The 26,471-nt window shown below is 72.2% G+C and carries 17 protein-coding genes; 11 read left to right on the top strand and 6 right to left on the bottom strand.

The window, feature by feature from the left end; genetic code table 11:
* Positions 1–1,183, top strand: a 1,183-nt coding sequence (locus ADX84_RS20345; RefSeq protein ID WP_049577858.1) for an acetylhydrolase, incomplete at its 5' end; no start/stop codon positions are given.
* Positions 1,184–1,211: 28 nt separating this feature from the next.
* On the opposite strand, the gene ADX84_RS20340 is transcribed toward ADX84_RS20345, so the two are convergent.
* The gene (locus ADX84_RS20340; RefSeq protein ID WP_049577855.1) at positions 1,212–2,642 is read right to left on the bottom strand and encodes a cytochrome P450; all 1,431 of its coding nucleotides are present in this window, start codon (positions 2,640–2,642) and stop codon (positions 1,212–1,214) included.
* Positions 2,643–2,914: 272 nt separating this feature from the next.
* On the opposite strand from ADX84_RS20340, the gene ADX84_RS20335 reads away from it, so the two are divergent.
* The 5 genes from ADX84_RS20335 to ADX84_RS20315 all read left to right on the top strand — a co-directional run bounded on the left by ADX84_RS20335 (position 2,915) and on the right by ADX84_RS20315 (position 9,751).
* Positions 2,915–3,712: an SAM-dependent methyltransferase gene (locus tag ADX84_RS20335; protein WP_049577852.1), complete on the top strand. Its 798-nt coding sequence runs from the start codon at positions 2,915–2,917 to the stop codon at positions 3,710–3,712.
* Positions 3,713–4,099: 387 nt separating this feature from the next.
* Positions 4,100–5,377: a DUF2786 domain-containing protein gene (locus ADX84_RS20330; RefSeq protein WP_049577847.1), complete on the top strand. Its 1,278-nt coding sequence runs from the start codon at positions 4,100–4,102 to the stop codon at positions 5,375–5,377.
* A 57-nt stretch (positions 5,378–5,434) separates the two neighbouring features.
* Positions 5,435–6,223 carry an RNA ligase family protein gene (locus ADX84_RS20325; RefSeq protein ID WP_049577861.1) on the top strand — a complete coding sequence of 263 codons (789 nt, stop codon included), beginning with the start codon at positions 5,435–5,437 and terminating at the stop codon, positions 6,221–6,223.
* Complete coding sequence (locus ADX84_RS20320; protein ID WP_049577844.1) at positions 6,207–7,331, top strand: AAA family ATPase; 1,125 nt, start codon at positions 6,207–6,209, stop codon at positions 7,329–7,331. The genes ADX84_RS20325 and ADX84_RS20320 overlap by 17 nt, the downstream gene beginning before the upstream one ends.
* Positions 7,332–8,416: 1,085 nt before the next feature.
* A complete protein-coding gene (locus ADX84_RS20315; protein WP_234004095.1) occupies positions 8,417–9,751 on the top strand; it encodes an MFS transporter in 1,335 nt (444 codons plus the stop codon).
* 426 nt (positions 9,752–10,177) lie between these two features.
* On the opposite strand, the gene ADX84_RS20310 is transcribed toward ADX84_RS20315, so the two are convergent.
* Both ADX84_RS20310 and fxsA read right to left on the bottom strand, forming a co-directional pair.
* Positions 10,178–11,866: a hypothetical protein gene (locus ADX84_RS20310; RefSeq protein WP_049577837.1), complete on the bottom strand. Its 1,689-nt coding sequence runs from the start codon at positions 11,864–11,866 to the stop codon at positions 10,178–10,180.
* 146 nt (positions 11,867–12,012) lie between these two features.
* Positions 12,013–12,186, bottom strand: a complete 174-nt coding sequence (gene fxsA, locus ADX84_RS25720; protein ID WP_017544888.1) for an FxSxx-COOH cyclophane-containing RiPP peptide — start codon at positions 12,184–12,186, stop codon at positions 12,013–12,015.
* A gap of 352 nt (positions 12,187–12,538) precedes the next feature.
* Here fxsA and fxsT point away from each other — a divergent pair, with 352 nt between their 5' ends.
* Complete coding sequence (gene fxsT, locus ADX84_RS20305) at positions 12,539–15,046, top strand: FxSxx-COOH system tetratricopeptide repeat protein (protein WP_049577833.1); 2,508 nt, start codon at positions 12,539–12,541, stop codon at positions 15,044–15,046.
* Between the two features lie 5 nt (positions 15,047–15,051).
* Here fxsT and ADX84_RS20300 read toward each other — a convergent pair whose 3' ends face one another.
* Positions 15,052–16,404 (bottom strand): HEXXH motif domain-containing protein, encoded by a 1,353-nt coding sequence (locus ADX84_RS20300; protein ID WP_049577830.1) that lies wholly within the window; start codon positions 16,402–16,404, stop codon positions 15,052–15,054.
* Positions 16,405–17,574: an FxsB family cyclophane-forming radical SAM/SPASM peptide maturase gene (locus ADX84_RS20295; RefSeq protein ID WP_049577827.1), complete on the bottom strand. Its 1,170-nt coding sequence runs from the start codon at positions 17,572–17,574 to the stop codon at positions 16,405–16,407.
* Between the two features lie 554 nt (positions 17,575–18,128).
* Between ADX84_RS20295 and ADX84_RS20290 the strand changes: the two genes are divergently transcribed.
* The 4 genes from ADX84_RS20290 to ADX84_RS20275 all read left to right on the top strand — a co-directional run bounded on the left by ADX84_RS20290 (position 18,129) and on the right by ADX84_RS20275 (position 24,189).
* Positions 18,129–19,427 (top strand): hypothetical protein, encoded by a 1,299-nt coding sequence (locus ADX84_RS20290; protein WP_049577823.1) that lies wholly within the window; start codon positions 18,129–18,131, stop codon positions 19,425–19,427.
* A gap of 599 nt (positions 19,428–20,026) precedes the next feature.
* Positions 20,027–21,652: a hypothetical protein gene (locus ADX84_RS20285; RefSeq protein WP_049577820.1), complete on the top strand. Its 1,626-nt coding sequence runs from the start codon at positions 20,027–20,029 to the stop codon at positions 21,650–21,652.
* A 182-nt stretch (positions 21,653–21,834) separates the two neighbouring features.
* A complete protein-coding gene (locus ADX84_RS20280; protein WP_049577816.1) occupies positions 21,835–22,572 on the top strand; it encodes an SDR family NAD(P)-dependent oxidoreductase in 738 nt (245 codons plus the stop codon).
* A 282-nt stretch (positions 22,573–22,854) separates the two neighbouring features.
* The gene (locus ADX84_RS20275; RefSeq protein WP_234004093.1) at positions 22,855–24,189 is read left to right on the top strand and encodes a hypothetical protein; all 1,335 of its coding nucleotides are present in this window, start codon (positions 22,855–22,857) and stop codon (positions 24,187–24,189) included.
* 7 nt (positions 24,190–24,196) lie between these two features.
* Here ADX84_RS20275 and ADX84_RS20270 read toward each other — a convergent pair whose 3' ends face one another.
* Positions 24,197–25,681: a sodium/glutamate symporter gene (locus ADX84_RS20270; protein ID WP_049577810.1), complete on the bottom strand. Its 1,485-nt coding sequence runs from the start codon at positions 25,679–25,681 to the stop codon at positions 24,197–24,199.
* Positions 25,682–26,471 lie beyond the last annotated feature (790 nt).

The following is a 26,471-nucleotide window of genomic DNA, read 5'->3' as shown; positions in this document are numbered from 1 at the left end:
CGCACGCGCCCGGCCCGCCGCCCGGCGACCGTCCGCGCCCCTGAGCCTGGCCTGCGCCCTGGCCCTGACCCTGGGCGGCACCCTCGCCGCCGGTCCGGCCGCCGCCTCGACCGACCGGGACCGCCCGCCCACCGCCGCTCTGCCCGAACCCACCGGCCCCGCACCCGTGGGCACCACCGACCTGCACCTGGTGGACACCGACCGCGAGGACCCGTGGTTCGGAGGCGACCGGGAGATCATGGTGACACTGTGGTACCCGGCCCGCACCGACGCCGGACGAGCGGCCCCCTACCTGACCGGGGCCGAGTCCGCGGCGATTCTCGCGCAGGCGGGATTCGACCACCTGCCCGCCGACACCCTGGCCAGGGTGCGTACCCATTCCGTGGCGGACGTCGCCCCGGTACGCACCGACCGCGGTCTGCCCCTCGTGGTGATCTCCACCGGAGCCGGGGTCTCGCGCACCTGGATGTCCTCGCTCGGTGAGGACCTGGCCAGCCGCGGTTTCGCGGTGGCCGGGATCGACCACCGCCACGAGGCAAACCCGGTGGAGTTCCCCGACGGCCTCGTGGAGTGGTGCGGGGCCTGCGCCACCGAGCAGTGGGAGGAGGGCGCGGTCAACCGGGCCGACGACGTCTCCTTCCTCCTGGACGAGTTGGAGGGCGGTCAGGCCTGGCGCTGGTCCGAGCTCGTCGCGACCGACCGGACCGGCATGGTGGGCCACTCCTGGGGCGGTGCCGCCACCGCCCAGACGCTGGCCACCGAGGAGCGCGTGGAAGCCGGGCTCAACCTGGACGGCCCCTACTACCCGGCGCAGCTGGAGGCGGAGATCGACAAGCCCCTGGCTCTGCTCGCCAACGGTCAGGGACACCCATGGGAAGGCTGGGAGGAGCGCTGGGCCGGTCTGACCGGTTGGCGCCAGTGGATCCGCGTCACCGACTCCGGACACTCCACCGCCCTGGACCGGGGCGTGCTCATGGAACAGCTCGGGGTGCGGGACACGATGACCCCGGAGGATTGGCGGAGGCAGTTCGGCGACCTCCCGGTGGAGCACGGGGTCGACCTGGTGCGGAGCTACGCCTTCGCCTACTTCGACCATCACCTGCGCGGCGGCGACCAGCCGATTCTGGACGATCCGGGGAGCGTCCACCCCGAGTTGGTCGTGGTGGACCCCGAGGGCGGCTGAGGTTCGGTTGAAGGACGGCCTCGGGGGCTCAGCTCCGGGGGTTCCAGGCCTCCAGAAGTTGTTCGAGGGGGTCGGGGACGTGCGGCTTCTCGGCGAAGGGTGCCTGGTATCGGGCGCCCTGAGCGGCGGGCAGGCGCGTCCTGCGGCGGCTCCTGCGCCTGATGACCGGTTCGCGGGGCTCGGGCCGGGCTCCGGACTGCTCGCGCTCCCCGGTCGGGGTGAACCACACGGGCAGCTCCACCAGCCCGTGCACTCCGGGTGCGGGGCGCCACCGCAGTCCGGCCGGTTCGACCGCCATGACCATGCCCCTCATCCGGTCCAGCGCCGTGTCGATGGCGGTGCGCACCAGTTCCCGGGTGAAGGCGGTGGCCGGGCAGCGGTGGGCGCCGGCGCCCCACGACAGGTGGGCGCGGTTCCCCGCCAGCAGGGCCACGGAGTCGGCGGTGTCACCGGAGACGGAGGGGTCGGTGTGCGCGGAGCCGAACCCGAAGAGCAGCGGCTCGCCCCGCCTGATCCGGGCCCCCGCGAACCTCATGTCCGTGGTCGCGTAGCGCCCGGCGAGCACGCTGACCGGGGGTTCGGTCCACATGACGTAGTCGACGAAGTCCTCCGGTGTGAGTGTGCCGCCGAGGTAGGCGGTCCACACTCCGGGGTCCTCGATCAGCCTGAGCAGGGCGTTGCCGATGAGGTGGGTGGTCGGTTCGTGGCCCGCCGCCCACAGCAGGTGCAGCGCCTCGACGGCCTCGTCGTCGGTCAGCCCGTGCGGGTGCTCCAGGATCAAGGAGGTGAGGTCCCGACCCGGCTCCGCGCGTTTGCGGGCCACCAGCCCCCGGAAGTAGGCGCGCACGGCGGGTGCGGCGGTGGCGGCTCTGTCCGGGTCGCCGCTCCACAGGTTGGCGCCGAGGTCGGCGAGCAGGTGCCCGTAGGAGTCGGGCAGCCCGAGGAGTTCGTTGAGGGCCAGAGCGGGCAGGGGCGCCGCGTACTGGCCGATGAGGTCGGCGGCGCCCGCCGACTCGACCCGTCCGATCAGGTGTACGGCGGCGCGCTGGACCACCGGGACCAGCTGTTGGGTGCCGACGGAGGCCAGCGCGTCCACGATCGGCTGGCGCAGGCGCAGGTGCTCGTCGCCGTCGTGGCTGAGGGCCGCCCCGCGCACGGGCGCCGCCCCGCTGGCGTTCCAGGGGCGCGGGTCGGCGGAGAAGTGGGTCTGGTCGCGCAGGACCTGGAGGTTCTCCTTGTAGCCGAGCAGAAGCCAGCCGGGGACACCGGGCGAGACCTCCACGGACACCAGCCCTCCGTGTCGGGAGCGCAGCTGCTCCCAGGGCGGTTCCTCTCCGCGCGCCAGACCGCGGTCGCCGTCCTGCTGGGGGGAGAGGGCGGTCTGCGCGGTGTACGGACAGCGCGCGGCGCCCGCCGCCCCCGCCGCGTCATCGCCCGTGGACCCTGTTCCGTGACGCATGGAGACTCCTCGGTGGCTGCGGTGGGGACGACGCTAGGCGCCGCATGTTTCCGGGTCGCTTCCGTGAGGAAAGGGGCGCCTTTCGGCGTCGGGCACCGGCCCCCTCCGCAGGACGGTTCGGGAGGAATCGGACTGGCTGCCGAAGCGGCGGCGCAGAGCACCGCCGGAACCCGCGAACCCCTGGGAACAAAGGGATGTGGGTTGCTCGCAGGGGCGGCGGGGCAGGATACTGCGCCTGACTCGTGACAGCCCCGCCTCACCGGAAGGCCCCCATGACGGACACCCCGAGCACCGCCCCCCTGGACACGACCGTCGCCCACTCCGCCCGCGTGTTCAACTACTGGCTGGGCGGCAAGGACCACTACCCGGTCGACCGCGAGCTGGGAGAGCAGGTCGCGAGCTCCTTCCCCGAGATCGTCGAACTCACCCGCGCCGACCGGCAGTTCATCATCCGCACGGTCACCCACCTGGCCCGTGAGGAGGGCGTCAGACAGTTCCTGGACATCGGTACCGGACTACCCACCGCCGACAACACGCACGAGGTGGCCCAGAGGGTCGCGCCCGACTCCAGGATCGTCTACGTCGACAACGATCCGATGGTGCTCTCCCACGCGCGCGCACTCCTGACCAGCACCCCCGAGGGCGCCACCCACTACATCGACGCCGACCTGCTCGACCCGGAGGCGCTGCTGGCCGAGGCCCGCGAGCACCTGAACTTCAGCCAGCCGATCGGGCTGAACATCATGGGCACGCTCGGGCACTTCCCCGCCGACGAGCGGACCTACGCGCTGGCCCGCGCCTACGTGGACGCCCTGCCCTCGGGCAGCTTCCTGGCCCTGTGCGACAGCACCGACACCAGCCAACAGATCGTCGACTCCGCCGCGGTCTGGAACGAGAACGCGGCGCTCCCCATCCACCTGCGCACCCCGGAGGAGATCGGCCGGTTCTTCGACGGGCTGGAGCTCCTGGAGCCCGGGGTGGTCTCCGTCCCCTTCTGGCGGCCGAACCCCGCCGAGGTCGGCCGGATCAGCGAGGTGGCGCACTACGGCGGAGTGGCCCGCAAGCCCTGACGCGTCACACCGCCCGTGCCGGGGCCGCCCCGTGTCCCGGACTCGGGGCCCCGGCAGGGGCGGGCTGTGCCCCTCCGGCGCGGCGATCCGGGTGCCGACGGTCAGGCCGAGCGGGACCAGCACCCGTTCGTCGAGCCGGTCGGCGAACGACCGCCCGCTGACCACCTCCACGAGGCGGACCGCCACCCGGAAGTTCCGGTCGGTCCGCGCCCCGCGGTGCGATCACTCCCCGACCGGCCCGGGGCGGTCCGCGGGGCCGGCGGGGGTGTGCTCCCCCACCCCACCGCCGAATCCGCAGGCCACCGCTGGCCGGTAGGATGGCCAGTCGGCCCGGAGGGGGCCGCACGGCCGCAGGGCCCGACAGTTTCTCGAACCGGGAGTACCACCGTGGGCAGGAAGGGCCGCAGACGCGGCGACGCGCGGGCCGAGGCCGAGTGGGCCGGGCCAGGTCCCTCGGACACACCCGTGGAGGTGGTCACCGGAGCTGTAGAGGCGCTCGTGCGCGGGCAGGAGGGCGGCGGCGTGGACCTCGCGGCGGCCCGGCTGGCCGACGCCGAGGACCCCGCCTGGGCCGGGGCGGCGGGACGCGCGCTCTTCGACACCCTGCTCTTCGCGATCGCCGACGCCTGGGCGCGCGGCTGGCAGCCCACGGAGACGGTCCGGCACGTGTCCCGTGAGTCCGGCGCGCTGGCCGCGGCCGTGTGCGCCGAGGCCGTCACCGCCGACCTCGAACGCCACTCCGCCGCCACGGTGGACCCGCGCTGGACCGAGCAGGTGCGCGCCCTGGGCGCGACCGCCCCCGGCACGGGTGACCAGCACCTGACCCGATTGGGCACCGAGCACGGCCTGCTGAGGTTCGAGGCGGTCGAGGTGGTCCTGCGTCTCCTGGCCGTGTTGCGCGTGCTGCCGCCGATGCGCCGTCTGGGACCGCCTCCGGGCACCTTCCGGCCGGGTGTGCACACCTCCGCTCCGGTGGACCGGGGACGACTCCAGCGCGTTCGGGCGCTGCTGGCCAAGGCCGAGTCCACCGAGTTCCCGTCGGAGGCCGAGGCGCTGACCGCCCGGGCCCAGGAGATGATGGCCCGGCACAGCATCGACCTCGCCCTTGTGGCGCAGGACCCCGAGGAGCCGGAGGCCGCCTCGGCCCGCAGACTCCCCGTTGACTCGCCCTACGACGAGCACCGGGCCGTGCTCCTGACCGAGGTCGCCGAGGCCAACCACTGCCGTGCCGTGTGGCACCGGGAACTGGGCCTGAGCACCGTGATGGGGTTCCCCGGCGACGTGGAGGCGGTGGACCTGCTGTACACGTCCCTGCTTGTGCAGGCCGAAGCCGCGATGCGGGTGAGCGGCTCGAAACGGGACCGTTCCGGGCGCGGGGCGCGCAAGGACTTCCGGGCGTCGTTCATGTCCGCGTTCGCGGTCCGGGTGGGCGAACGCCTCAGCGAGTCGGCGCGCGCCGCCGAGGAGGCGGTCACCGCCGAGACCGGTACCGACCTCGTCCCGGTGTTCGCCGCCCGGGAGAAGGCGGTGGAGGCCGCCGTGGACGAGGCCTTCGGAGCGCTGACCTCGTCCCGGGTCCGGGGACCCTCCAGCCCCGAGGGCTGGTACGAGGGCCGCGCCGCCGCCGACGCCGCCTCCCTGGGAACCCGCTCCAGACTGACCTGAGGGCTCGGGCCGGAAAACCGCTGGCTCCGGGGTCCGTCGGGTGTGTACAACCGTCACATGCTTCGCAAGTACCCCCGCACACGGCACATCCGTGGGTCGCGGCTCCAGCACGGTGACCACGACCTGTCGGCCGAGCCGTTCGCGCACCTGGCCGGACGGCACCTGGTCGTCGAGGAGAAACTGGACGGCGCCAACTCCGGGATCAGCTTCGGTCCCGACGGCGTGCTGCGGCTCCAGAGCCGGGGGCACTACCTGACCGGCGGCCCCCGTGAGCGCCAGTTCGCACCGTTCAAGGCCTGGGCGGCGGCGGTGGCGCCCGCGCTGTGGCCCCGGTTGGAGGACCGGTACGTGCTCTACGGCGAGTGGCTGTACGCCCGGCACACCGTGTACTACGACGCGCTGCCGCACTACTTCTGTGAGTTCGACGTGCTGGACACCCGCGACGGGACGTTCCTGTCCACGCCGCGCAGGAGGCGACTCCTGGCCGGGACCCCGGTGGTGTCGGTGCCCGTGCTGCACGAGGGGCCGCTGGCCTCGCTCACGGAGCTGACCGCGCTGCTGGGGACCTCCACGTTCCGGACCCCCGGGTGGCGGGCGGCACTGACCGAGGCCGCCGGGGTCGGTGGTGCCGACCCCGAACGGGCTCTGGCCGAGACGGACGACTCCGACCTCATGGAGGGGCTGTACGTCAAGGTCGAGGAGGGCGACCACACGGTCGACCGGTACAAGTGGGTGCGGGCGGAGTTCACCTCCGCGATCCTGGACGCGGGTACCCACTGGCTGGACCGGCCCCTGATCGCCAACTCGCTGGCCGATCCGGAGGTGCTGTATGCGACCGTTCGATGAGCTCTGCCCCGCTCCGCCGTACTGGGGCCTGGACTGGGAGCGGGTGCGGGAGGCCTTCCCGTGGGTGCGGGACCTGGCCGGGGTGGAGCAGGACCCGGTCCACCACGCCGAGGGGGACGTGGAGGTGCACACCCGCATGGCGTGCGAGGCGCTCTCCGAACTGCCCGAGTGGCGTGCCCGGCCCGCCGAGGAGCGGGTCCGCCTCTTTGCGGCAGTGCTCCTGCACGACGTGGCCAAACCCCTGTGCACCCGGCGCGACGGGGACGGCCGGGTGACCGCCCACGGGCACTCCCGAAGCGGTGACCTCCTGGCCCGCCGGATCCTCTGGGAGTCCGGGGCCCCGATCGGGTGGCGTGAGCACGTGGCCGCGCTGGTCCGCCACCACCAGGTGCCGTTCTGGGCTCTGGAACGCCCGGACCTGCGCCAGATCGCCTTCCGGGCCAGCCTGCTGGCCCGCAACGACGACCTGGTCGTGCTGGCCACCGCCGACATCCTCGGGCGCCACTGCGCAGACGCCTCGGAGGTGCTGGACAACATCGGACTGTACGGCGAGTACTGCGCCGAGCAGCGCTGCCTGGACACACCGCGCGCCTTTCCCTCCGACCACGCGCGGTTCTGGTTCTTCCGCAGGCCCGACCGCGATCCCGACTACGCGGCGCACGACGACACCCGGATGACCGTGACGGTGATGTCCGGTCTGCCCGGAGCTGGCAAGGACCACTGGATCAGGGAGAACCGCCCTGACCTGCCGGTGGTGAGCCTGGACGCGCTCCGCACGGAACTGGGGGTCCGTCCCACCGCCGACCAGCGCCCGGTGGCCGCGGCCGCCACCGAGCGCGCCCGCGAGCACCTGCGCGCGGGCAGGTCGTTCGTGTGGAACGCCACCCACGTGTCACGCGACCTGCGCGGGCGGTCGGTGTCCCTGGCGGCCGACTACCGGGCCCGGGTGGAGATCGTGGCGTTGGAGGCACCGCCCCAGGTGCTGCGCGAACGCATGGGCCGCAGGTCCGCGCCGGTGCCGCGGGCGGCGGTGGAACGGCTGGTCCGGCGATGGGAGTGCCCCGACCCCACCGAGGCCCACCGGGTCGCCCGGGTGTTGAGCGGCTAGACCTCCGGGCCAGGGACGTGCGCGCCGGTTCGGTCGAGGGGACTGGCACCACCCCCTTGGAGCTTCCGGAGAGCGGTGTGGGGGCGAGTGTGGGGCAGCGGACGAACGCACGCGTTCCAGGGGTCCGACGCGCCCGGGGGTTCGGTGCGGCCACGGAGGCCGATGTGGCGCCGGGGGCTGCTCGCCTCCACCGACGCCCGGAGGGTCAACGCGCTCCGGGTTCGTCGAGGTGTCGCGCGCGACCCCTGGGGTCGGGGTGCTCTCCGGGCTGAGGGTGGTCTCGGGTGCGGCACCGACCATCGGCCACCTGGTGACGCCGACCTCCGCCAGGGAGCGGCGGGTGTCCCTGCCACCGGGGGTGCCCGGGTCCCGGTGGCAGCGGTCGCGGAGGATGGTCAGGACACCGTCCGGGGAAGTGGTCGTGGACGGTCGCCGTCTCCTTGGGCGACCACGGGCGCGTCTTCCAGGCCCGGGACACCCTGGGGTCGCGCAGCGCGTCGCGCGCCTTGACGGAGGCGGTGGACGCCCCCCGATCCGCCATCGCTCCCCCAGGTGCACGAACCACACCGGTGGGACCACGTGGGGCGATCCGTCGGAACGTAGAGTGCGCGGCCGGGCGTTACGGTCGTCGGCAGGGCGTCGGCGCGGGAGCGCTGGGAAGGTGGGGTCGGGCACGGTGCTCCCAGGGTCGGACCGGTTCTCCAGCGGTGTGCGACCTCGACCGCGGTTGAGGTCGATCGGAGGAAACGGGATAAAACGACCAATCACCCTTTTCACTGTTGACACTTGCGACTCAGACGCTCATCTTGAACACCAACAGGCCGAGGCGGCACGCTTTTCCGGATAGCATGAACCGGGACCTTCAGAACCGCGTGGACCACACCGATCGGTTCAGTACAAGCCCTCCACCACAGGGCCTGTGGCATTCGGATTCGCCATCCCAGTACCCCTTGCGGGGTTTTCGGCACTCACGTTTTCCATCTGCATTGAGAACGATGTCAACAACGGAACCCTGTGTTGGGGAGACCTTTCCGAACCGAGACACCGGACGTTGGCGACGCCATTTCGCGTTGCTGTGGAGCAGTGTGGCACTGGCCGGTCTCGGGACCATGACCTTCGGTCTGGCCGTCCCCCTCCTGGCCCTGTTCCACACCGGCTCCCCGGTGCTGGCCGGCTGGATCTCCGCCGCCGGCATGGTGCCCCGCACCGTCCTGCACATCCCCGTGGGCCTCGTGGTGGACCGCCACGACCCGCGCACCGTCATGGTCGTCGGCCTGGCCGCCCGCATCGCCTGCGTCGTCCTGTTCGTCGCCCCGGTCCTGGTGTTCGACGCACCCGTGGTCCTGCTCGCGGTGGCCTCCGCCCTGCACGGCGTGTGCGGCACCCTGCACGCCACCGCCGGGGCGGCCGCCGTCCCACTCCTCGTCCCCCGGGACGAACTGGCCGGGGCCGCGGCCAAGAACGAGGCCCGCACCGACGCCACCCAGATGATCGGCCGCCCCCTCGGCGGAGCCCTGTACGGCCTGGCGCACGGACTGCCCGCGCTCTTCGACACCCTGGTCTCCGCCCTGGGGCTGTGGGCCGCCTGGCTGCTGCCCCGGTCACGGCCGAGGCCCCAGCGGTCCGGCCCCCGGCACGGTGTCCTCCGGGAACTGGCCGGGGGCTTCCTGTTGCTGCGCACCGACCGCTTCCTGCTGCGGTCACTGGTCGTGTGCACCATCACCAACGCGCTGTTCCAGTCGGTCTGGCTGATCATCATGCTGACCGCCACCGACGAGGACCTGTCCGCCTTCCTGCTCGGCGTGGTGCTGGCCGCCACCGGCGCCGGAGGGCTGCTCGGCGCCCTGCTCGCCCCGGTCCTGGTGCGCAGGCTGACCCCCACCCGGATGGTGGTGCTGTGCCTGTGGTCGTGGCTCGCCCTGACCCTCCTGCTCGTCGGCGCCGAGCGGGCCGGGTCCACCTGGCTCCTGGCGGCGCTGCCCGTGGTCTGGGGCGGCATCGGGTTCGTCGGGGCGCACATGAACGTCACCGTGGCGACCTACCACACCACCCACGTCCCACCGGAGATGCTGGGGCGCCTCACCGGCACCGTCCGCTTCCTCAGCGGCGGCGCCCTGCCCGCGGGCATGCTGGGCGGGGGCTACGCGCTGGAGGCCCTGGGAGTGCACGGCACGGTCCTGCTCGTGTGCGGGGCCACCGGGGCGCTGACCCTCTCCTTCACTCTGCTCCTGGTTCTGCGCTCGGCTCCCCCTCGACCGGCTCCGCGGAGGAACCAGCCCCGCCCCCGAGCCGCCCCACGGGCGCTCCCGCCTCCAGCACCCACTCCGCCGGAACCGCCCCGGCCAGCGCCCGAAGACCCGACGCCAAATCCCGGTGCACCTGGTCGGCGCTCCGGTCGGTACGCGCCTGAACGTGGTTGACCACCTCGTCCACCGCGTCACGCAGCTCGTCGACGTGGTCCTGACCGTCCGGCGGCAGGACGTCGCGCATGCGCTCGACCGCGATCACCGCGTCGTAGATGTCGGTCCGGGCCTGCCGCACGAGGTCGGACAGGTCGTCGCCACCCTGGCGGGGAGGACCGTGCATCCGGATCTGGGCGATGTTGCGCATGCCGATGTCGAGCCGCAACACGCTGCCGCGCACCTCCTCCAGCCGTGTGTGCACCTCCCGTTGCCGGGCCCGCCCCCGCTCGTACTCGCGCTGCTCGCGCTCCCGCTTGAGGGTGTGCTCCGCCCTCCAGCGCTCGACCTTCGCGGTCCGGTAGCCGGACAGCGCCGTGGCCCCCAGGGTGCTGATCGCGGTGATGACACCGGTGATCAGGGCGACCAGGACGGTGGAGTCCACGCTCAGTTCCTCCCTTTGCCGGACGTTCCCCGCTGCTCCGCGCGGATCTCCCCGCGGGTGCGCCGCGCCTCGGTGATCCCGCCGCCACCCACCATGGCGCCCTCCAGGACGTCCAGGGCCGAGCTCCCCTGACCCGCGAGCCAGAGCACCTGCCCGATCCCGGCCCTCAGGCTGGGGTCGGCGTGCACCCGGCCCTCGGCCGCCGCCACCCCCGTCAACCCCGCCGACCTCTCGCCCGCCATCAGGCGGTTGCGCGCCTCGGCGACCAGCAGGCGCGAGACCGCCGCGCCGTCGCCGACCGCCTCGCGCTGCCTGGCTGCGTCCGCGTAGTGTGCGGCCGCCGCCAGGTGGTCGCCGCGCTCGAACGCGAGGTCGCCAAGGAGCGCGGTGAGCAGCGCGCGCTCCCTGGGGTTCGGCACCGGTCGGTCGCCCAGGCCACGGCGGGCGTGCTCGGCGGCCAGCGCCGTCTCCCCCCGGGTGTGGGCGGCGCGGGCGGCCTCCAGGGGATCGGGGCCGCTCGGGGTGGAGGGCCCGCGCGCGAAGGGGGAGAGGGACGCCAGGGGACCCGCCAGCTTCGGGTGGCGCAGCAGGTAGGCGGAGCCGTCCCGGTTGGCGGTGACCAGGTGGCGGTCCTCCAGGGCGTGGACCACCCCGGGCGTCAGTTCGCTGTCCGGGTCCTCGCAGGCCGGTCGGCCCACTCCCCGGGGGCCGGCCCCCGCCACCGCGCGCAGCCAGGCGTACGGAACCTCAGGGGAGACCAGGTGTTCGTCCGCCACCTCCGCGAGGACCCCCGCCAGGCGCTCGGTGAGGAGGCGGTCGACCTCGGAGTCGGCGTCCGGAACCAGGGCGGCGCCGGACTCGCTGGCCCTCTCCCAGAGCGCCCGCCCCAGGAACTGGAGCAGGGCGGGCTCCACGGTGTCCTTCGGGGGCCCCGGGCGCGGCCCAGCGTCGCGGGCGGTACGGGTCTGGTCCACGAGCAGGTCGGCGTCCCGCGCGGCGGTGCGTGAACCCGCCAGTGCCAGGGCGCGCGCCACCACGTCGGTGGCGGTTCCCGGGGCGAACGGCGTCAGTCGCACCTCGGCGTGGTCGACCTCGCGCTTCTCCACGAGGCGCCGGAGTTCGTCGAGGTGCTGCGTGCGCACGGTGAGCAGCAGGTGGAGGTCGGTGCGGTGCTCCACGGCGGTGAACAGTTCGTCCAGGAAGTCCCTGCGCACCGGTTCGGGCGCGACGGAACGCCGCAGGAGGAGTTCGGTCTGGTCCAGGACGGCGAAGACCGGCCGGGGCAGGCCCTGCCGGTCGGTGCTCTCGTGGGTGCGCAGGTAGTCGCTGATCGAGGTGCCGGGGCCGTGGGTGGGGAACTCCGAGGGGCTCCACAGGGCCAGCAGAGCACGGCTGTAGGGGTTCTGTCCGGGGAGTATCGCGGCGGGAAATCCCGGGTCGAAGCGGAGTTCGCCCTGGGGCAGTACGGTGCTGCCGCGGTCGGTGAGCGTGGGCACGGCCCCCGCTCTGACCAGGGATGTCTTTCCCACCCCGTTGTCGCCGTGGAGGACGGTGAGCCGGTGGCGGCTCCAGGAACGCACCAGTTCCTCGGTTTCGGAACTGCGGCCGAGAAAGTGTCGCCGGTCCTGGGCGCGGAAGGGCCGCGCCCCGACGAACGGTCCGTGCGCGTGGACGATGGCGGCTCGTGTCATGAAGCAGCTCCCGGCCAGCGAGAATGGAGACAGCACCTCAGTGAGGAGCGCTGTCCATGGTGTCACGGGTCAGGGCGTGGTTCGAGCCCCTGCGAAATTCCTGTGTCCTTTTCGCCGCACGGACGAGGTCGCGTCAGCGAACGGTGCTACTCGGGGTCGTTGACGAACCCGGCCACCACCTCGGCTCCGGCCTCTCCGGGGTCGAGCACCGTGCGCAGCGCCTCGGCGATCGCCGATCCGCCCATCGCCTCCAGGTCGCGCAACGACAGTTCACCCACGTCCACCAGTGCCGTTCCCCCGGTGGACCCGTGTTCTCCCATGTGCTCGCCTCCGCGTGATAATGGCCGCCGTCGTGCGGCCGGCCGCGAACTGACGGTGGGGTCCGCCCTTTCGCCCCGGCGTTCTTGGAATCGCCGTACAGAAGTTCCTACCACACACCTGTCCTTCCCTAACCTCTTCGCCTACTCTGATGACGTTGACGAATCCCTCACGCAACAAGTAGTGACACAACACAACACCGGGACTTCTTCCGTTCAAGGGGAAAAGAATTTCTGGTGGGGCCTATGTGAAACCGGAGGACAACGCGTGACCGCTTCCAAAGGGAACCCCCAGGGCCAGAGCAGGAACCGTTTCCCGGAAGGGGCCGGACACGGCGGAAACAGATTTCCCGAAGTGTGGGGCCGTGTTCCGCCGCGCCACAAGAACTTCACCGGCCGCGACGAGCAGATCAGCGCTCTCCGCGGCGGGCTGCTCAACCAGGTCACCGCGGTGGTCCCGCACTCCCCCTCCGACCCGGTGGTCCCGCACACGCTCCACGGGTACGGCGGTGTCGGCAAGACCCTCATGGCCGTGGAGTACGCCCACCGTTACCGAGCCGAGTACGACCTCGTCTGGTGGATCATGGCCGACCAGCCCGGCCTCGTGGACTCCGCGTTGGCCCACCTGGCGCCGCACCTGGGGCTCCCCGGTCCGGGGGTGACCGGCGTCGAGGACGCCGCCGACGCGGTCCTGGAGGCCCTGCGCAAGGGTGAGCCGTACTCGCGCTGGCTGCTCATCTTCGACAACGCGGACGAGCCCGAGGAACTCACCGAGGTCATCCCCCAGGGACCCGGGCACGTGCTGATCACCACCCGCAACCACCGGTGGGAGGGCGTCGCCCAGACCGTGCCGGTGAACGTGTTCAGCGAGCACGAGAGCGTGGAGTTCCTCAAGAAGCGCATCCCGCGCGGCATCACCACCGCGGAGGCCGTCGAGCTGTCCGAGGCGCTGGGATACCTCCCCCTGGCGCTGGAGCAGGCCGGGGCCCTGCAGTCCGAGACCGGCATGTCCACCCAGGAGTACCTGCGGCTGCTCTCCGAGCGCACCGGCCCGCTGCTGCGCGAGGGCAAGCCTCCGGAGTACCCCAAGCCCATGACGGCCGCCTGGCAGCTGTCCGTGGAGAAACTCAAGGAGAACCTGCCCGAGGCGATGGAGCTGTTGCGCTGCTGCGCCTTCTTCGGCCCCGAGCCCATTCCCCGCGACCTGTTCTTCCCCGTGGACGACGGTCCGATCCGCCCGGAGATGGCCGCCCTGATGGACGACCCCATCCGGTTGAGCAAGGCCATCGGCCAGCTGGGCCGGTACGCGCTGGTCCGCCTCGACCAGGCCAACCGGACCATCCAGGTGCACCGGCTGATCCAGGCACTGCTGCGCGAGGAACTGGACGAGCCCACCCAGGAGTCGATCCGGGTCGAGGTGTGGTCCCTGCTCAGCGCGGCGGCCCCGAACTCCTTCACCGACGCCGCCTCCCAGGCGCGCTACCTCGAACTGCTCTCCCACATGCGCCCGGCCGGGGTCGCCGAGTCGGACAGGCCCGAGGTGCGGCGCTTCGCGCTGAACATGCTGAACTTCCTGTACGTGTCCGGCAACTTCGAGACCGCCGGACGGTACGCGGAGAACTTCATCGAGAAGTGGACCGCCGACTCCGGCGAGGAGGACTCGTTCGTCCTGGAGGCCCAGGCCAAGTACGCCAACCGGCTCCGGGACCTGGGGAGCTACATCGCCTCGCACGACCTCAACCTGGCGATCCTCCCGAAGATGCGCCGCACGCTGGGCCACGCGCACCCGGAGACCCTCTCCGTGCTCTCCGGGCTGGGCGCGGACTACCGGGCGCGCGGGGACTTCTGGCAGGCCCGCGAACACGACGAGGAGGTGCTGCGCCAGTACCAGGAGGCCTTCGGCCCGAACGACACCGCGACCCTGCGCGCCATGAACAGTCTGGCCCTGGACCACGCGCTCACCAGCGACTTCGCCGGGGCGCAGAGCAAGCACGAGCGCGCCTACATGCTGTTCAAACGCAGCGGCCCGACCGGGGCCTCGCCCACGCTGCTGGCGTTCTGGTCCGGGCTGGCCCAGGTGGTGCGGCTGGCGGGTGACTACACCGAGGCCTGCGACCTGGGTGAGGACGCCCTCGCCTACGGTCGTGAGCACCTCGGCGTGGACGACCCCCGCACGCTGCGCACCCAGGTGGACCTGGCGATCGCCCGCAGGCTCTCGGGGGAGCTGGACGAGGCCCTCGAACTCGGCCAGGACGCCCACTCGCGCTACCTGCGCCTGCACGGCATCAACCACCCGAGCACCCTGGCCGCGGCCATGTGCCTGGCCAACCTGTGGCGGATGACCGGCGAGCTGGCCGGAGCGCTGGAGCTGGCCGAGGACACCGACATGCGTTACGCGCAGGCCTACGGGGCCGACCACCCGTACAAGCACGGCTGCACGAGCAACGTGGCGCTGCTGTACCGGTTGATGGGCGATCCGGCGCGTTCCCGTTCGATGAACGAGTCGGCGCTGACCGCCCTGGAGGCCAGACTCGGCCGCAACCACCACTACACCCTGGCGGCGGCCACCAACCTGGCCAGCGACCTGGCCGCCCTGGGCGAGGCGAAGAACGCCACGCGGTTGGGCCGGGGCACCCTGCGCCGCTACCGGGCCCTGCTGGGCGAGGAGCACCCCAGCTCCCTGGCCTGCGCGTCCAACCTGGTGCTGGACCTGCGCGCCGAGCTGGAGACGGACGACGCCGACGAGATGGCCGAACACACCTTCACCGGCTTCCTGCGCGCCCTGGGCCGCGAGCACTCCTTCACCGGCGCGGCGGGTGAGGGCCGCCGCCTGGTCGCCGACTTCGACCCGCCACTGCTCTGAGGGCCCTACGCTCCGGACCGGCCCCCTGATCCGGGCCAGCCGTGGCGTGCGTGCCAGTGCTCCCGGTGGGTGCGGGCGGCGGACTCGGCGGCCGCCTCCGCGGGAGCGGGGACCGGTTCGGCCAGCCACGCTCGCAGGGTGCGGTCGGTGGCGGCCAGGAAGCGTTTCCCCTCGGCGGTGAGCCTGCCCGAGTCGGCCAGGGCCTCGGCCGCGTCCGCCGTGGAGCGCCGCCAGTGCGCGAAGTCCGCGTGGGCTCGGGCGGCCTCGTCCCCGGCGACGGTGTGTCGGTGCCTTCGCCAGAACCCGGCCACCCCCAGGTGGGCGTAGACCCCCTGGAACAACCCCGAGGCGGGGCGCGGGTCCGGGCGCCAGGGCGCGTAGAAGCGGCTGCCGTCCTCGGGCAGGGTGAGTTCCACCAGGTCGAGCAGGGCGGTCAGTTTGGCGTGCTGGACCTCGTGGGCGAAGGTCAGGGCCAGCAGCGTCGGTCCGGGCGGGGTGGACAGCCCCAGGTTGCCGAAGGCGTGCCGGGCGGTGGCGCTGGTGTGGGTGCGCCCGCCCGGCGCGCTGATGGGGGTCAGCGTGACCACGGTTTCGGCGGTCTCCGCGGCCACGGTCCAGTGGTGGTCCACCAACAGTCGCCAGGCCTGCTCCAGGTCACGACGCCAGTGGGCGAGTTCGGCGGCGCCGAGTCGGTGGGCGACCAGGTCGGCACCCGGCATGCGGTCGGGGTCCTGGTCGTCGAGGAGCAGCGTGAGGCGCTGCCCCCGGTGCTCGGCGACCATGCGGCGCAGGGCGTGCCAGCCGGGAGCGTCCTCGTGGGGGTCCGCGGGTACGGTCACCTCCGGCCCGTCCCCGGAACGCAGCACGGCCCGGCCTCCGGTGGTCTCGAACCGGGCGCGTCCCGTACTGACCCTCCGGCTCTCCACGCCGACGAGTGCCCGGCCCAGCGACGGCAGCGGCGCGGTGGGGCCGTCCAGGGGAACCTCAAGGCGTGCCTCCATCCCGCCGCGCAGGGCGGCGACGGCCGCGATCGCCGCCAGTCCGGTCACCCGCGGCCGTTCGGGGCGGTGCCCGGCCAGGGCGAGCGCGGTCCGTCGGGCCCAGACCCCGACGGTGGGGTGGCGCAACACGGTCGCGACCCGGCCGGGCGCGTGTTCCTGGGCTTCGGCGAGCAGGTCGTAGGCGTCCCGGGCACGATCGGCGTCGGGATGTCTCGCCCCCCGCGCCGCGTCCACGACGCGGCGCAGCAACAGCAGGTGCTTGCCGAACTGGGCGGCGCGCAGGTGTCCGGTGGCCCCGGCTCCGCCGCCGCCACGGGACAGCGCCTCGAACACCGGTTCCGGAACCGGATCTGACATTCAGAGCCCTTTCCTGATGCGGGCCACGTCCGCGGCCACGGTCTGGTGGATGTGGGTGATGAGGTGGAACAGATCGGCGCAGTACACGGAGGGGTTGAGGAATCCGCTCCCCTCTCGGTAACGGTGCGGGTAGAGGCCGCCGCCGCAGACCCGGGAGAGCGGGCAGTCGGTGCAGGTGGCGCTGAGGGCGCGGGCCCCGATCTGCCGGGCGGCCACGGCGGGCAGGTAGAGGGCGTCGTCGAAGGTGTGGGTGAAGGTGTGCAGGGGCGTGCTCGCCGCCCCCTCGAAGGCGGACTTCAGGCTGTCCACCTGTTCGATCCCGCCGTCGGTCTCCACCACCACGAGGGCGGCCGGGGAGAGGCCCACGCTCTCCGTACGTGAGGGACTGCCCAGGACGAGGCGGATGATCTCGTTGAACATGCGGATGTTGGTCTCGCGCTCGGTCGAGTGGTACCAGCGGTCGAACACGGAGACGAGCCAGGCGCCGTAGCGCGGCTCGGTGGGCGACCAGCCGGGTGGCGGTTCGTCCCAGTTGCCGTGCGGCAGGAGGAAGTCGACGCTGGGCGGGTCGTACTCCAGCAGGTGCTCGAAGGTGGTGACCGGGTCCGATTCGAGGTCGACGGTGGAGAGCAGGCCCGCCAGCAGGCGGCCGTCGCGCTCGTTGAGCCGTTCGATGCCCGCGCGCACTTCGGAGTGGGTGCCCCGACCGTTGGCGCGGGTGCGGTGGCGGTCGTGGTCGGCCTCGGCACCGTCGATGCTCACCCCCACCCGGATGCCGAGTTCCTCGAACAGGTCGAGGAAGTGGGAGTCGATCAGGACCCCGTTGGTCTGCATCCGCAGTGCCACGTGGACGTCGGGCTCGCAGGCCTTGCGCAGGGACTGGACGGTGTGTCGGAGGTGGTCGAGTCCGACCAGGAGCGGCTCCCCGCCGTGGAGGACGACGTCCACCCGCTCGCGCCCGTGGGCCCGGGCGTGCTCGGCGATGCGTTCGGCGACCCGGTCCACGGTGGGCCGGGCCATCCGGCGGGGTTGTGATCGCCAGCTCTGGTCGGCCATCTCGTACATGTAGCAGTAGTCACAGGCCAGATTGCAGCGACTGTGGATCTTGAGGATGAACTCGCGAAAGGGGGTGGGCCGCCACCCCCGCCCGAGGAGCTCTTCGACGTCCATGTCGTCTGGCCATTCGGGGCGTCTTTCCGGGTCGGTACTCCGTGCCACGCGGGCGACCTCCTGGGATGACGTATAGTGCGAAATCCAGTTGGATTATCGCATTTGTCGTTCTATGTACTCCCCATGGGTATCCACAAACCTCGTGCGCGGTCAGTCCACCCCCACTCCGCGGTGCGGACACCCTGACCCGAGGCCCCTCACCCGGGGTCGGTCGCCGCCAGCCGCCTCCGGCGATTCTTCCCGACTCACGACACCCAAACATCACAGCCTCTGAGAAAATGACCGATTCCGGCCATCGAAACGGAGATTAGCCATTTCCTGAGAGAGCACGGCGAAACCAGTCCATAAGCTCCCTGATCACGATTCCATCGCTTTTGCCCGACCTTTCTCCCCCCGCTTCACCGCTCCCCCACGAACCCCAGGGAAAGGCGCGCCCATTCAGCGGTCGCACACGGGAGGGAAGGGCTGGTTTTCGACGTTTTCCCATGCGAGAGCACCTGCCGCGGTTAAGCTAGTGCGGTTCGGCCATCCGCCTAACGTTCGGTGACGACATCATGACTGAGCGAATTCTGCCCGCCATCTCCGCCTGCCTCGCCTGGGCCGACGAAGCCGACCCCCCGCCCGTCCTCGAAAAGGAGGACCTGGCCCTCCTCCTCAGCGTCCACCGCGACACCGGGGCGCACGAACCCGGCGACTGGACCGTGGACGACGTCCACGACGTCGCCACCGTCCTGCGAAGCAGGGACACCCTGCCCGCCAGCCTCCGGGACAGCTGGCTGTCCTGGTGTGACCACCTGGTCTCCTCCGGCGGGCTGCTGTCGGTGGAGAGCCCGCGCCGTCTGCGCGCCACCATCGAGCGGATCGGGCTGACGCCGGGCCTCGTCCCGCGCACGGTTCGCGACCCCATGGACGACGCCGCCTCACCACTGCTGGCGCGACTGGGCTGCGTGGAGGACGAGGATCCCACTCCGCTGCTGCCCTACGTACCCGCGCCGCTGGCCGAACTGGACGCCCGGGCCGCCGCCTGCCCGACCCTGCACCGGGCCGCCCTGCTGTCGGCCTGGGTGGCGCCCAGGCGACTGCTGCGCCCCGGCACCGACCACGACGAGCTCGGTGTGGAGGAGACCGCCCGGGCCGCCGACGACCTGGGCACCACCCCGGCCGAGATCCGCTTCCTGTTCTCCGTGGCCCGCTCGGCGGCGCTGGTGCGCACCACCTACCTCCACGCCCTGCCCGGTCCAGCGGCGAGCGCCTGGGCCGAGGACCGTCCCGGGACGGCCGCCCACGCCTGGGCGGACGCCCTGACCACCATGGCCGCGCTTCCCGGACCCGCGCCGTTCCTGCTGCTGGCCGAACTCTTCCTGTCCGGTCGGGCGCGCACGCCGGCCGAGCTGGTCGACGCCTGCGGCCCCGGCGCCCTTCCCGGTTCCGAGGAGCCCGAGCAGCACGTCCTGCGGGCGCTCAAGGTTCTGGCCGACCTCGACGCCGTGGAGAGGGTCGGCCCCGAGCGGTACCGGGCCACCGACCTGGGCGACCACTGCGCCGCACGGCACCTGGGCGAGTCCGGCGTCGAGGTGCCGGTCGTCCCGCCCGTGACCGATCTGGACGCGAAGGGGTTCCTCGACCTGGTGGAGGGGGTCCGCCCAGTGGACGTGGAGGTCCTGTTGGACCGCTGGCTCGCGGGCCGTGCGCCGAAGGAGGCCGCGCGGGCCCTGATGGACGCCGGGCTGCCGCCCGTCGACGACGACCCCGAGTCGTTCGTCCGCACCGTGTCCGCCCACCCCTGGGCCGACAGCGTGCTGGCCCGCATCAGGGCCTGCCCGTTGAGGGACACCGCGGCCCTGGCCCGCTAGGGAACCCTCCGACCGTCAACCGCGCGGGCCCGCCGTGTCAGCCCTGTGGAGGGGGCGTGGGCGAGCGGGTCGACCACGGCGGCCGGGGCTGGTCAGGCGGACGAACCACGCAGGGTCGGGTCAGGGCGCCGCGCCCAGATCATCACCGCCCGGGTGCGGAGCACCGGACCAGACGCCGCTCCGCCCCGGTCACCGGAACTTCGCCCCGGGCCTCCGGACCGGGCACCCCGAGTGCCCGAGCCGCCGAAGAGGGCACGTACAAGGGATTCACGTCCGACGACCCCAAGGCGCTGGATTCATATCCGATGCCCATGGCGCTCGTGAACCGGGACGCGGGCGCCGACGGTGTCCCCTTCGGGAACGGCGTGCCGCGGTCAGGTGCGGGGTATTCCACCCCATGAGCGACGCGGGCTTTCCAACGGCTTTCCCCTGTGCCCCACGGAGGTTCATCCGTTCCTCTCCGAACCCCGCGAACGTGGGTTGTCCACAGGCCTCAGCGAAGGAACGTGAATTCTCCGATGATGGAAACGTGGCCGCGTCACTTTCGGTGGTGCGAGGGACGCGGCCACCCCCGCCCCCGGGAGACAAGCGAGGACGCCATGACCGTTTCCCCCTCCGTCGCCGACGCCGTCCGTTCCTGCCTCGACTGGGCTCACCAGACCCGCCCCGCCCGTCGTGTCGACCCACGATTCCTCACCCGGCTCCTCACCGTCCACGGCCACGTCCGATCCGATCCGACCGACTGGGACCGCGACGACGTCACCCGGGTCGTGCTCACCCTGTCCGCCGGGGGCTCACTCCCCGAGGACTTCCGCACCACCTGGCTCACCTGGTGCGACCACCTCGTGGCCAGGGGGTTGCTCGGCCCCGAGGAGAGTCCCCGGGCCCTGCGCGCGGCGGTGGAGGAGGCCCGCCCCCTCCCCCGCGATCAGGCCCCCTGGTCGGGGACCGTGGACGGCGCTCCGTGGTGGGGGCGGCTCTGGGAGCCGGAGGACCTCCCTCGAGTACACCTGGCTCCTGCCGAGTACTCGGCCCCCGCTGCTCGCGCCTGCCCCGTCCTGGAGCGGGCGCTGCGCCTGACCGCATGGGTGGGCACGGGCCTGCCCCTGGCCGAAGGGGTCGAGGGGGAGAGCCTCACCGACCACACCGTGGACGAGGCCTCGGCGCACCTGGGGTTGTCCCGCCAGGAGGTGGCGCGGCTGTTCGTGGTCGCCCTGCGCGCCGGGTTCCTTCGGACCACCTACACCGAGGTCCGTCCGGGCGCGGCGGCCCGGAACTGGGAGGACGACGCCCGGGTCGTCCTCTCCTGGGTCCGGGCGCTGCCCGCGATGGTGGCGGAGCACGGCACGCTCGGACTCCGCGTGCTCGGGGAGCTGTTCACCTCGGGCGGCGTGTGGACGGTCCCCGACCTGGTGGAGGCTCTCGCCCCGTGTCCCGCCCCGGCGGCTCCGGCACCCCCGGTCCCGGCACCGAGGGGCTCGGCGTCGGGGGAATCGGTGCCGCTCCGGGAGGAGCCGCCCCGGGAGGAGCCGCTCCCGACCCCGGAGGACCGGGTCGTGGCCGCGGTGGCGACGCTGGTCCACGTGGGCGCGGTGGAACGCCTCTCCGACGCTGAACTGCGCATCACTCCCCTGGGTGACCAGGGCATGGCCCACCGGTGGCGGCGTTGGGGGATCACCCTGCCCGGCTATCCGCCGACCGGGGCCATGACCGCCCGGGAGCTGCTGCTCCAGCTCTGGGAGGGGCGACCCGTGGACGCGCGGGTCCTGGGACGCGCCTGGATGGCCGAGCGCGGTGTCCGAACCGGTGCCCGCCAGCTGCTGGAGGTCTGCGCCGAACTCGGCTCCTGGCGTCAGCGGCTGGACGTCTTCCGGCTCCTCGACGGCGTGGAGGACGGCTTGGGTGGGGTGTTGGAGGGCTACCGGGACCACCCCGTGCTGGGCGGCTGGATCGCGCACGCCCGCGACGACCCCGGCCGTGTTCGGCTGGAACAGCTGGTGGTGGTCATGCTGGACACCTACGCGCTGCGGGTGGAACTGGGCGCGCCGCTGCCCGCCGACGCCCCGGTCTGGCGCGACCCCGAGGCGGTCACGGGGCTGATGTGGCGCTCCGGCCACCCGGCAGCCGACAGCGTACTGAACGCGATCGCCCTGGGGGCGTTGGGCCCGGACGCCGCGAGGGCCGCCCGCCGCGCCCGGTTCGGCACCGTGGGGGTTGGCCGCTGAACTCCCCGGTACGCGGCACCTCCTCGGCGCACGGGTTCCCGTGCCCGCCGATGTTGGGCGGCGTCAGCCGCTGGCTGGTTCACGGCCTCGGAGAGGACCGCGTCCCTCCAGGGGCGGGTCGGTGGTCTCCCACCCCGGGACGGTAGCCTCGGGACGCCTTACCACCGTCGAAGGGTCACTCCATGAGTCGCAACGTGCTGGTCACCGGTGCCGCCAGGGGAATCGGGAGGGCGGTGGCGACCGCCTTCGCGCAGGGCGGCGACAGGGTCGCCGTGCACTACGGCTCGCGGCGCGAGGAGGCGGAGGCCACCCTGGCGGGGTTGCCCGGGGAGGGGCACGTGCTGGTCGGGGCCGACCTGCGTGATCCCGAGGCCGCGGCGGCGTTGGTCGAGGAGGTGGTCGAGCTCCTGGGCGGTGTGGACGTGCTGGTCAACAACGCCGCGGTGAACGTCGCGCACCCGGTCGCCGACTCCTCGTACGAGGAGTGGCGGCGGGCCTGGCGAACGACCGTCGACGTCAACGTGTTCGGGGCGGCGGACCTCTCGTACCTGGTCGCACGGAACATGATCGGCCGGGGCCACGGCGGGCACATCGTCAACGTCGGCTCGCGCGGTGCCTTCAAGGGCGAGCCGGACCACCCCGCCTACGGCGCCAGCAAGGCCGCGTTGCACGCGCTGGGCCAGTCGCTGGCGGTGGCCCTGGCCCCGCACGGCATCACGGTGGCATCGGTGGCGCCCGGGTTCGTGGAGACCGAGCGCGTCTCGGCTCGGCTCACTGACGAGGTCCGGGCGCAGAGTCCGTTCGGCCGGGTGGCCGCGCCGGAGGAGGTCGCCTCCGCCGTGCGCTACCTCGCCTCACCGGAGGCGGCCTGGTCCTCGGGGGCGGTTCTGGACGTCAACGGCGCCTCCCACCTGCGCTGAGCCCGCGAATCCACACTGCTGCTTCCAGGATTCCAGGACAGGCAATCCCGGACAGATCGTTAACGGAACCCCAAGCCGGGTTTTTCCACCGACCTTCCCGCTTTGTCCCGCGCCCGAAAGCCCCTTTCGACTGCGTTCTCCCCACGATGTCCCCGAAAACGCTCCACGGCCCCCGCTCCCGCTGTAAAAGTGAGAGAAACTCAGAGCGAGGAGAAGTCGGGGGCACAGATGTCATCCCACCATCCGGAAGCGCCGTCCCACCGCAGATTCGCGGCCCGTCCGGTGTCCCTCCTCCCCACCGAGGCACTCGCCCACAGAGCCCTGTCCAGCCGTCTCCTGCGCTCCGCCGTCGACCTCGCTCGCTGGTGCGGCCCGGTCACCCCCGTGGACGTGGACGGCGTCCCGGACCCGCACGACGTACGCGCGGCCATCGAGAGGTTCGGGCTGTGGCCGCGGGGCCTCAGCCGAGACAGGGAACGACGCGAGGCCTGGGCCGAGGGAATCACCTGCGTGACCCAGGCCGAGGAGTTCATGGTGGCCTGGCGCACCGCCCAGCACCTGGGCATGATCGAGTGCGAGACCGGCCAGGCCCGCCCCGCCCCGGAGCTGGAGCGTTGGCTCGGCTCCCCTGGCAGGGTGCTGCGCTGGTGGACCCTCGCCTTCCACTCGTGCGTCGAGCAGTCACTGCGGGGTATCGCCAGACTCGAACCCCACACCACCCTGGCACGCCTGTACGAGTCGCCCAACGGCGCGCACGTACCCCTGCGCCTGGTCACCCAGGAGGTCCTGCCCGCCCGCGAGGCGCACTACCTTCCCGCCCGCTGCCCCGCATGGAGCACCCTCCTGCTGACCCGGGCACTGTGGCAGCTCAGCGACACCGGAGCGATCTCCCTGGGCTGGCACGGGCCCCGCTCCGAAGGCCCGCACTCCCCCCGCGCGGCACCGACCTGGGTGGAACTCACGGACCTGGGCCGGTTCGGCATCCGGCAGATCATCCTGGCCGAGGAACGGCCCGCGCCCCTGACCGAGGAGTTCATCCGACTCGACGCCGACGAGTTCCTGGACGCCCTGGCCGACTTCTCCTTCGACGGCCAGCTCGTCGCCCTCACGGCGTGGCTGGACTCGCGCACCCCCGAACAGGCGCTGCGGGAGATCGTCACCGTCTCCTCCGGACCCGGGCTGGCCCTGCGCCGGTGGAACGCCACCATGGCGCTGGGCACCATCAGTTCGCGAGTGGAACCACAGCTGTACGCCCTGCTTCGCAGCGGGGACCCGACCCTGGCGAGTCTGGCGTCGGTGGTCCTGTTGGCCTCGCGCATGCTCTCGGAGAACGAACGGGCGAGGCTGACCTCCGAGTTCGGCCACTGGACCGCCATCGACATGTTCGCCGCCGCCACCTGCCTCGGTGAGACGGGACTGAAGTCCTTCCTGGTCTCGGAGGCGGCCGAGGGCATCGACCGGTTCCTGCTCGACGATGTCGCCCGGCTCTGGCGGCCCGAGCACCCGGACACGCGCTCCGTCCTGCGCATGCTCGGGCAGCACCATCCGGACCCGTCGATCGCGGCCAGGGCACGGGCCGCCTCGGCCCATGCCCCGCTCAGGACCCAGGGCCCCTGATCGGGTCCTACGCGACCGGAACCTGCTCCTGGCCCCGCTCCGCCCGCTGCTCCTCCTTGCGGCGCCTGCGCCGCAGCACCACCAGGCCGAAGAAGAGCGAGGCCAGCATCGTCGCGGCCATGATGGCCAGGAACCCCCATGGTCCGACCAGCGGGCTGACGATCAGCGGGATCGCGGCGGCGGTGACCAGACCACCGCCGAAGAACGGTTCGAACACCAGCTGCTTGTACCCGAACGCGGGGTAGGCGGGTGTGCGCACCTCGGGGTCGACCACGCGCATGAGCACCATGCCGGTGGCGGTGACGCCCAAGGACTGGCCGAACTCGCCGATGCCGCGCTCGAACCAGTAGTTCGGCATGATCCTCGGCGCGAGGAACAGGAAGGCGAACAGGCACCAGAGGATGCCCGCGATGGAGAGCACCGCGAACGCGGCGATGTTGTCGGCGATGGCCTGGAGCGACAGGGTCGCCATGGCGGCGATAACCAGCACGTCCAGTGACAGGCCCTGGATGCGCTCCACCGACTGCTCGTCGACGATGTCGTTGCGGTCGAACCGGTCGATGAACAGCTGCACGATGATGCCGCCGATCATCGCCAGCGGGAACAGCGGAACGTAGGCCATGATCTCGATGGTGTCGGCCCACACGAGCTGCTCGACCCACTGGAGGGCGGACAGGATGAGCTGACCGATGATCACCGCCAGGGCCACCAGGCCGAAGTGCAGGGTCAGCGGGTCCATGGACGACGGGTGGATCGTCATCATCGATCCGGCGGTGCGCTTCTCCCGCTGGACCAGACCGGCCTGTTCGAGATCGGAGCCCTTGTTGTCGGAGCTGATCACGCTCGTCTTGCCCCGCCGGGCGCCCCAGTTGATCAGGATGATGCCGATGATGACACCGGAGAGCAGACCGATGGTGGCCATGCCCAGCGCCAGGTCCTGGCCCTCGGCCCAGCCCACCTGCTCGAAGGTGTCGCCCAGGCCGGCGGCGGTGCCGTGTCCGCCGAGGAAGCCGATCTCGATGAGCGCGCCCGAGATCACGGGGACCCCGAAGAACGGCGCCAGCACCAGCAGGGCGAGCAGCAGACCGATGACGTACTGGCCGCTGGCCACGGTGATGCCGAACGACAGGTTGGGTCCGGCCAGGTCGATCGCCTCACGCATCTTCGGCATGCGTTTGCCCAGGAAGAGGCTGGCGAAGACCACCGAGATGAGGAGCCCGGGCAGCGAGGCCCACACGGACATGATGTCCACACCGAAGAGCCCGCCCTCGGCCGCGCGCTCGGCGAACCCCTCCGCTATGCCCCGGTCGGCCAGCAGTCCCATGGCCCGCCCGAAGAGGTCGGGTCCGAGGAGCAGCGCGATACCGCCGCCGATGATCGAGCTCGGCAGGTACAGCTTCTGTGTCAGCTTCCACCGGACGCGGACGAGCTTGGAGATCAGAAGCAGCACCCCCAGAAGGAGGAGCGCCAGACCAACGGTGTCAGGGGACATGTCTACCTCTCAGTACGGTCCCGTGGGCGTGCGGGGGCACAACAGACGTGCCTCAGAGCGCACGGAACCCGTAAGAGGGCACACGGACGCACGGGGGCTGTTGCTGGGTGGTGGATCGCGAACGAAAGTGGCCCAATGACGCGAACGCACAGGGAATCCTACACAGGGTCACGAAGGTTCCGACCCGCCCTCGGACCGGCCGGAAGACCCCGGCTACCCACGAGTAGACGGTGCTGGCAGAGCACTCCATTCCCTACGGGGGAGAGGGGAAAAGCGGAAAGCGCCGTGGTTGGCGCGTTCACGCACAGTCAACCCCTCGTTCGCCCCCGCGAGGCCGCCGGGCGGTACCCGAATCACTCTGGCCCACACACCGTGACCGTCCGCGATCTCGGTGAGGATGATCATGCTCTCTCCGTGCCCGCACCCCCTCCGAACCATTCCGGACCGAAGAGTTCCCCCGCCGCCTCGCGCAACTCCCGGTGCCGGGTCTCCTCCGGCCCGACCAGACCACACCCGGCCCGCGCACGGCCGCTCTCCGGTGGCGGGCCCCCGGGCCCACCACCGTCCTGGCCCCACCGAGCCCGCCGACGGGATCGAGCGCCTTCGGTCCCGTTCTCCTTCACACGGCTCCCGATCCCGGATGCCGGATCAGGATCCCCCGCCCGCCGGGACCGCCGACCTTCGTAGCCCTCGCCCCGCCGTGCCCGTCCGGTCTCCCGCCCCGTTCCCGTGTCGGGACCCCGTGGGCCCTCCGGACCTCACCGGGAACGGGGCACGGACGGGGCAGAGG

Source organism: Nocardiopsis sp. SBT366, from assembly GCF_001083815.1.
Lineage (GTDB): Bacteria > Actinomycetota > Actinomycetes > Streptosporangiales > Streptosporangiaceae > Nocardiopsis > Nocardiopsis prasina.
The sequence above is the reverse complement of the archived record's forward strand: the minus strand, read 5'-3'. Positions and strand labels throughout refer to the sequence as shown.

Coding starts and splice junctions, on each gene's coding strand:
- ADX84_RS20340 (WP_049577855.1), bottom strand. CDS start 2,642: ATGCGTCACGGAACAGGGTCCACGGGCGATGACGCGGCGGGGGCGGCG.
- ADX84_RS20335 (WP_049577852.1), top strand. CDS start 2,915: ATGACGGACACCCCGAGCACCGCCCCCCTGGACACGACCGTCGCCCAC.
- ADX84_RS20325 (WP_049577861.1), top strand. CDS start 5,435: ATGCTTCGCAAGTACCCCCGCACACGGCACATCCGTGGGTCGCGGCTC.
- ADX84_RS20320 (WP_049577844.1), top strand. CDS start 6,207: ATGCGACCGTTCGATGAGCTCTGCCCCGCTCCGCCGTACTGGGGCCTG.
- ADX84_RS20310 (WP_049577837.1), bottom strand. CDS start 11,866: ATGACACGAGCCGCCATCGTCCACGCGCACGGACCGTTCGTCGGGGCG.
- fxsA (WP_017544888.1), bottom strand. CDS start 12,186: ATGGGAGAACACGGGTCCACCGGGGGAACGGCACTGGTGGACGTGGGT.
- ADX84_RS20300 (WP_049577830.1), bottom strand. CDS start 16,404: ATGTCAGATCCGGTTCCGGAACCGGTGTTCGAGGCGCTGTCCCGTGGC.
- ADX84_RS20295 (WP_049577827.1), bottom strand. CDS start 17,574: ATGGACGTCGAAGAGCTCCTCGGGCGGGGGTGGCGGCCCACCCCCTTT.
- ADX84_RS20290 (WP_049577823.1), top strand. CDS start 18,129: ATGACTGAGCGAATTCTGCCCGCCATCTCCGCCTGCCTCGCCTGGGCC.
- ADX84_RS20285 (WP_049577820.1), top strand. CDS start 20,027: ATGACCGTTTCCCCCTCCGTCGCCGACGCCGTCCGTTCCTGCCTCGAC.
- ADX84_RS20280 (WP_049577816.1), top strand. CDS start 21,835: ATGAGTCGCAACGTGCTGGTCACCGGTGCCGCCAGGGGAATCGGGAGG.
- ADX84_RS20270 (WP_049577810.1), bottom strand. CDS start 25,681: ATGTCCCCTGACACCGTTGGTCTGGCGCTCCTCCTTCTGGGGGTGCTG.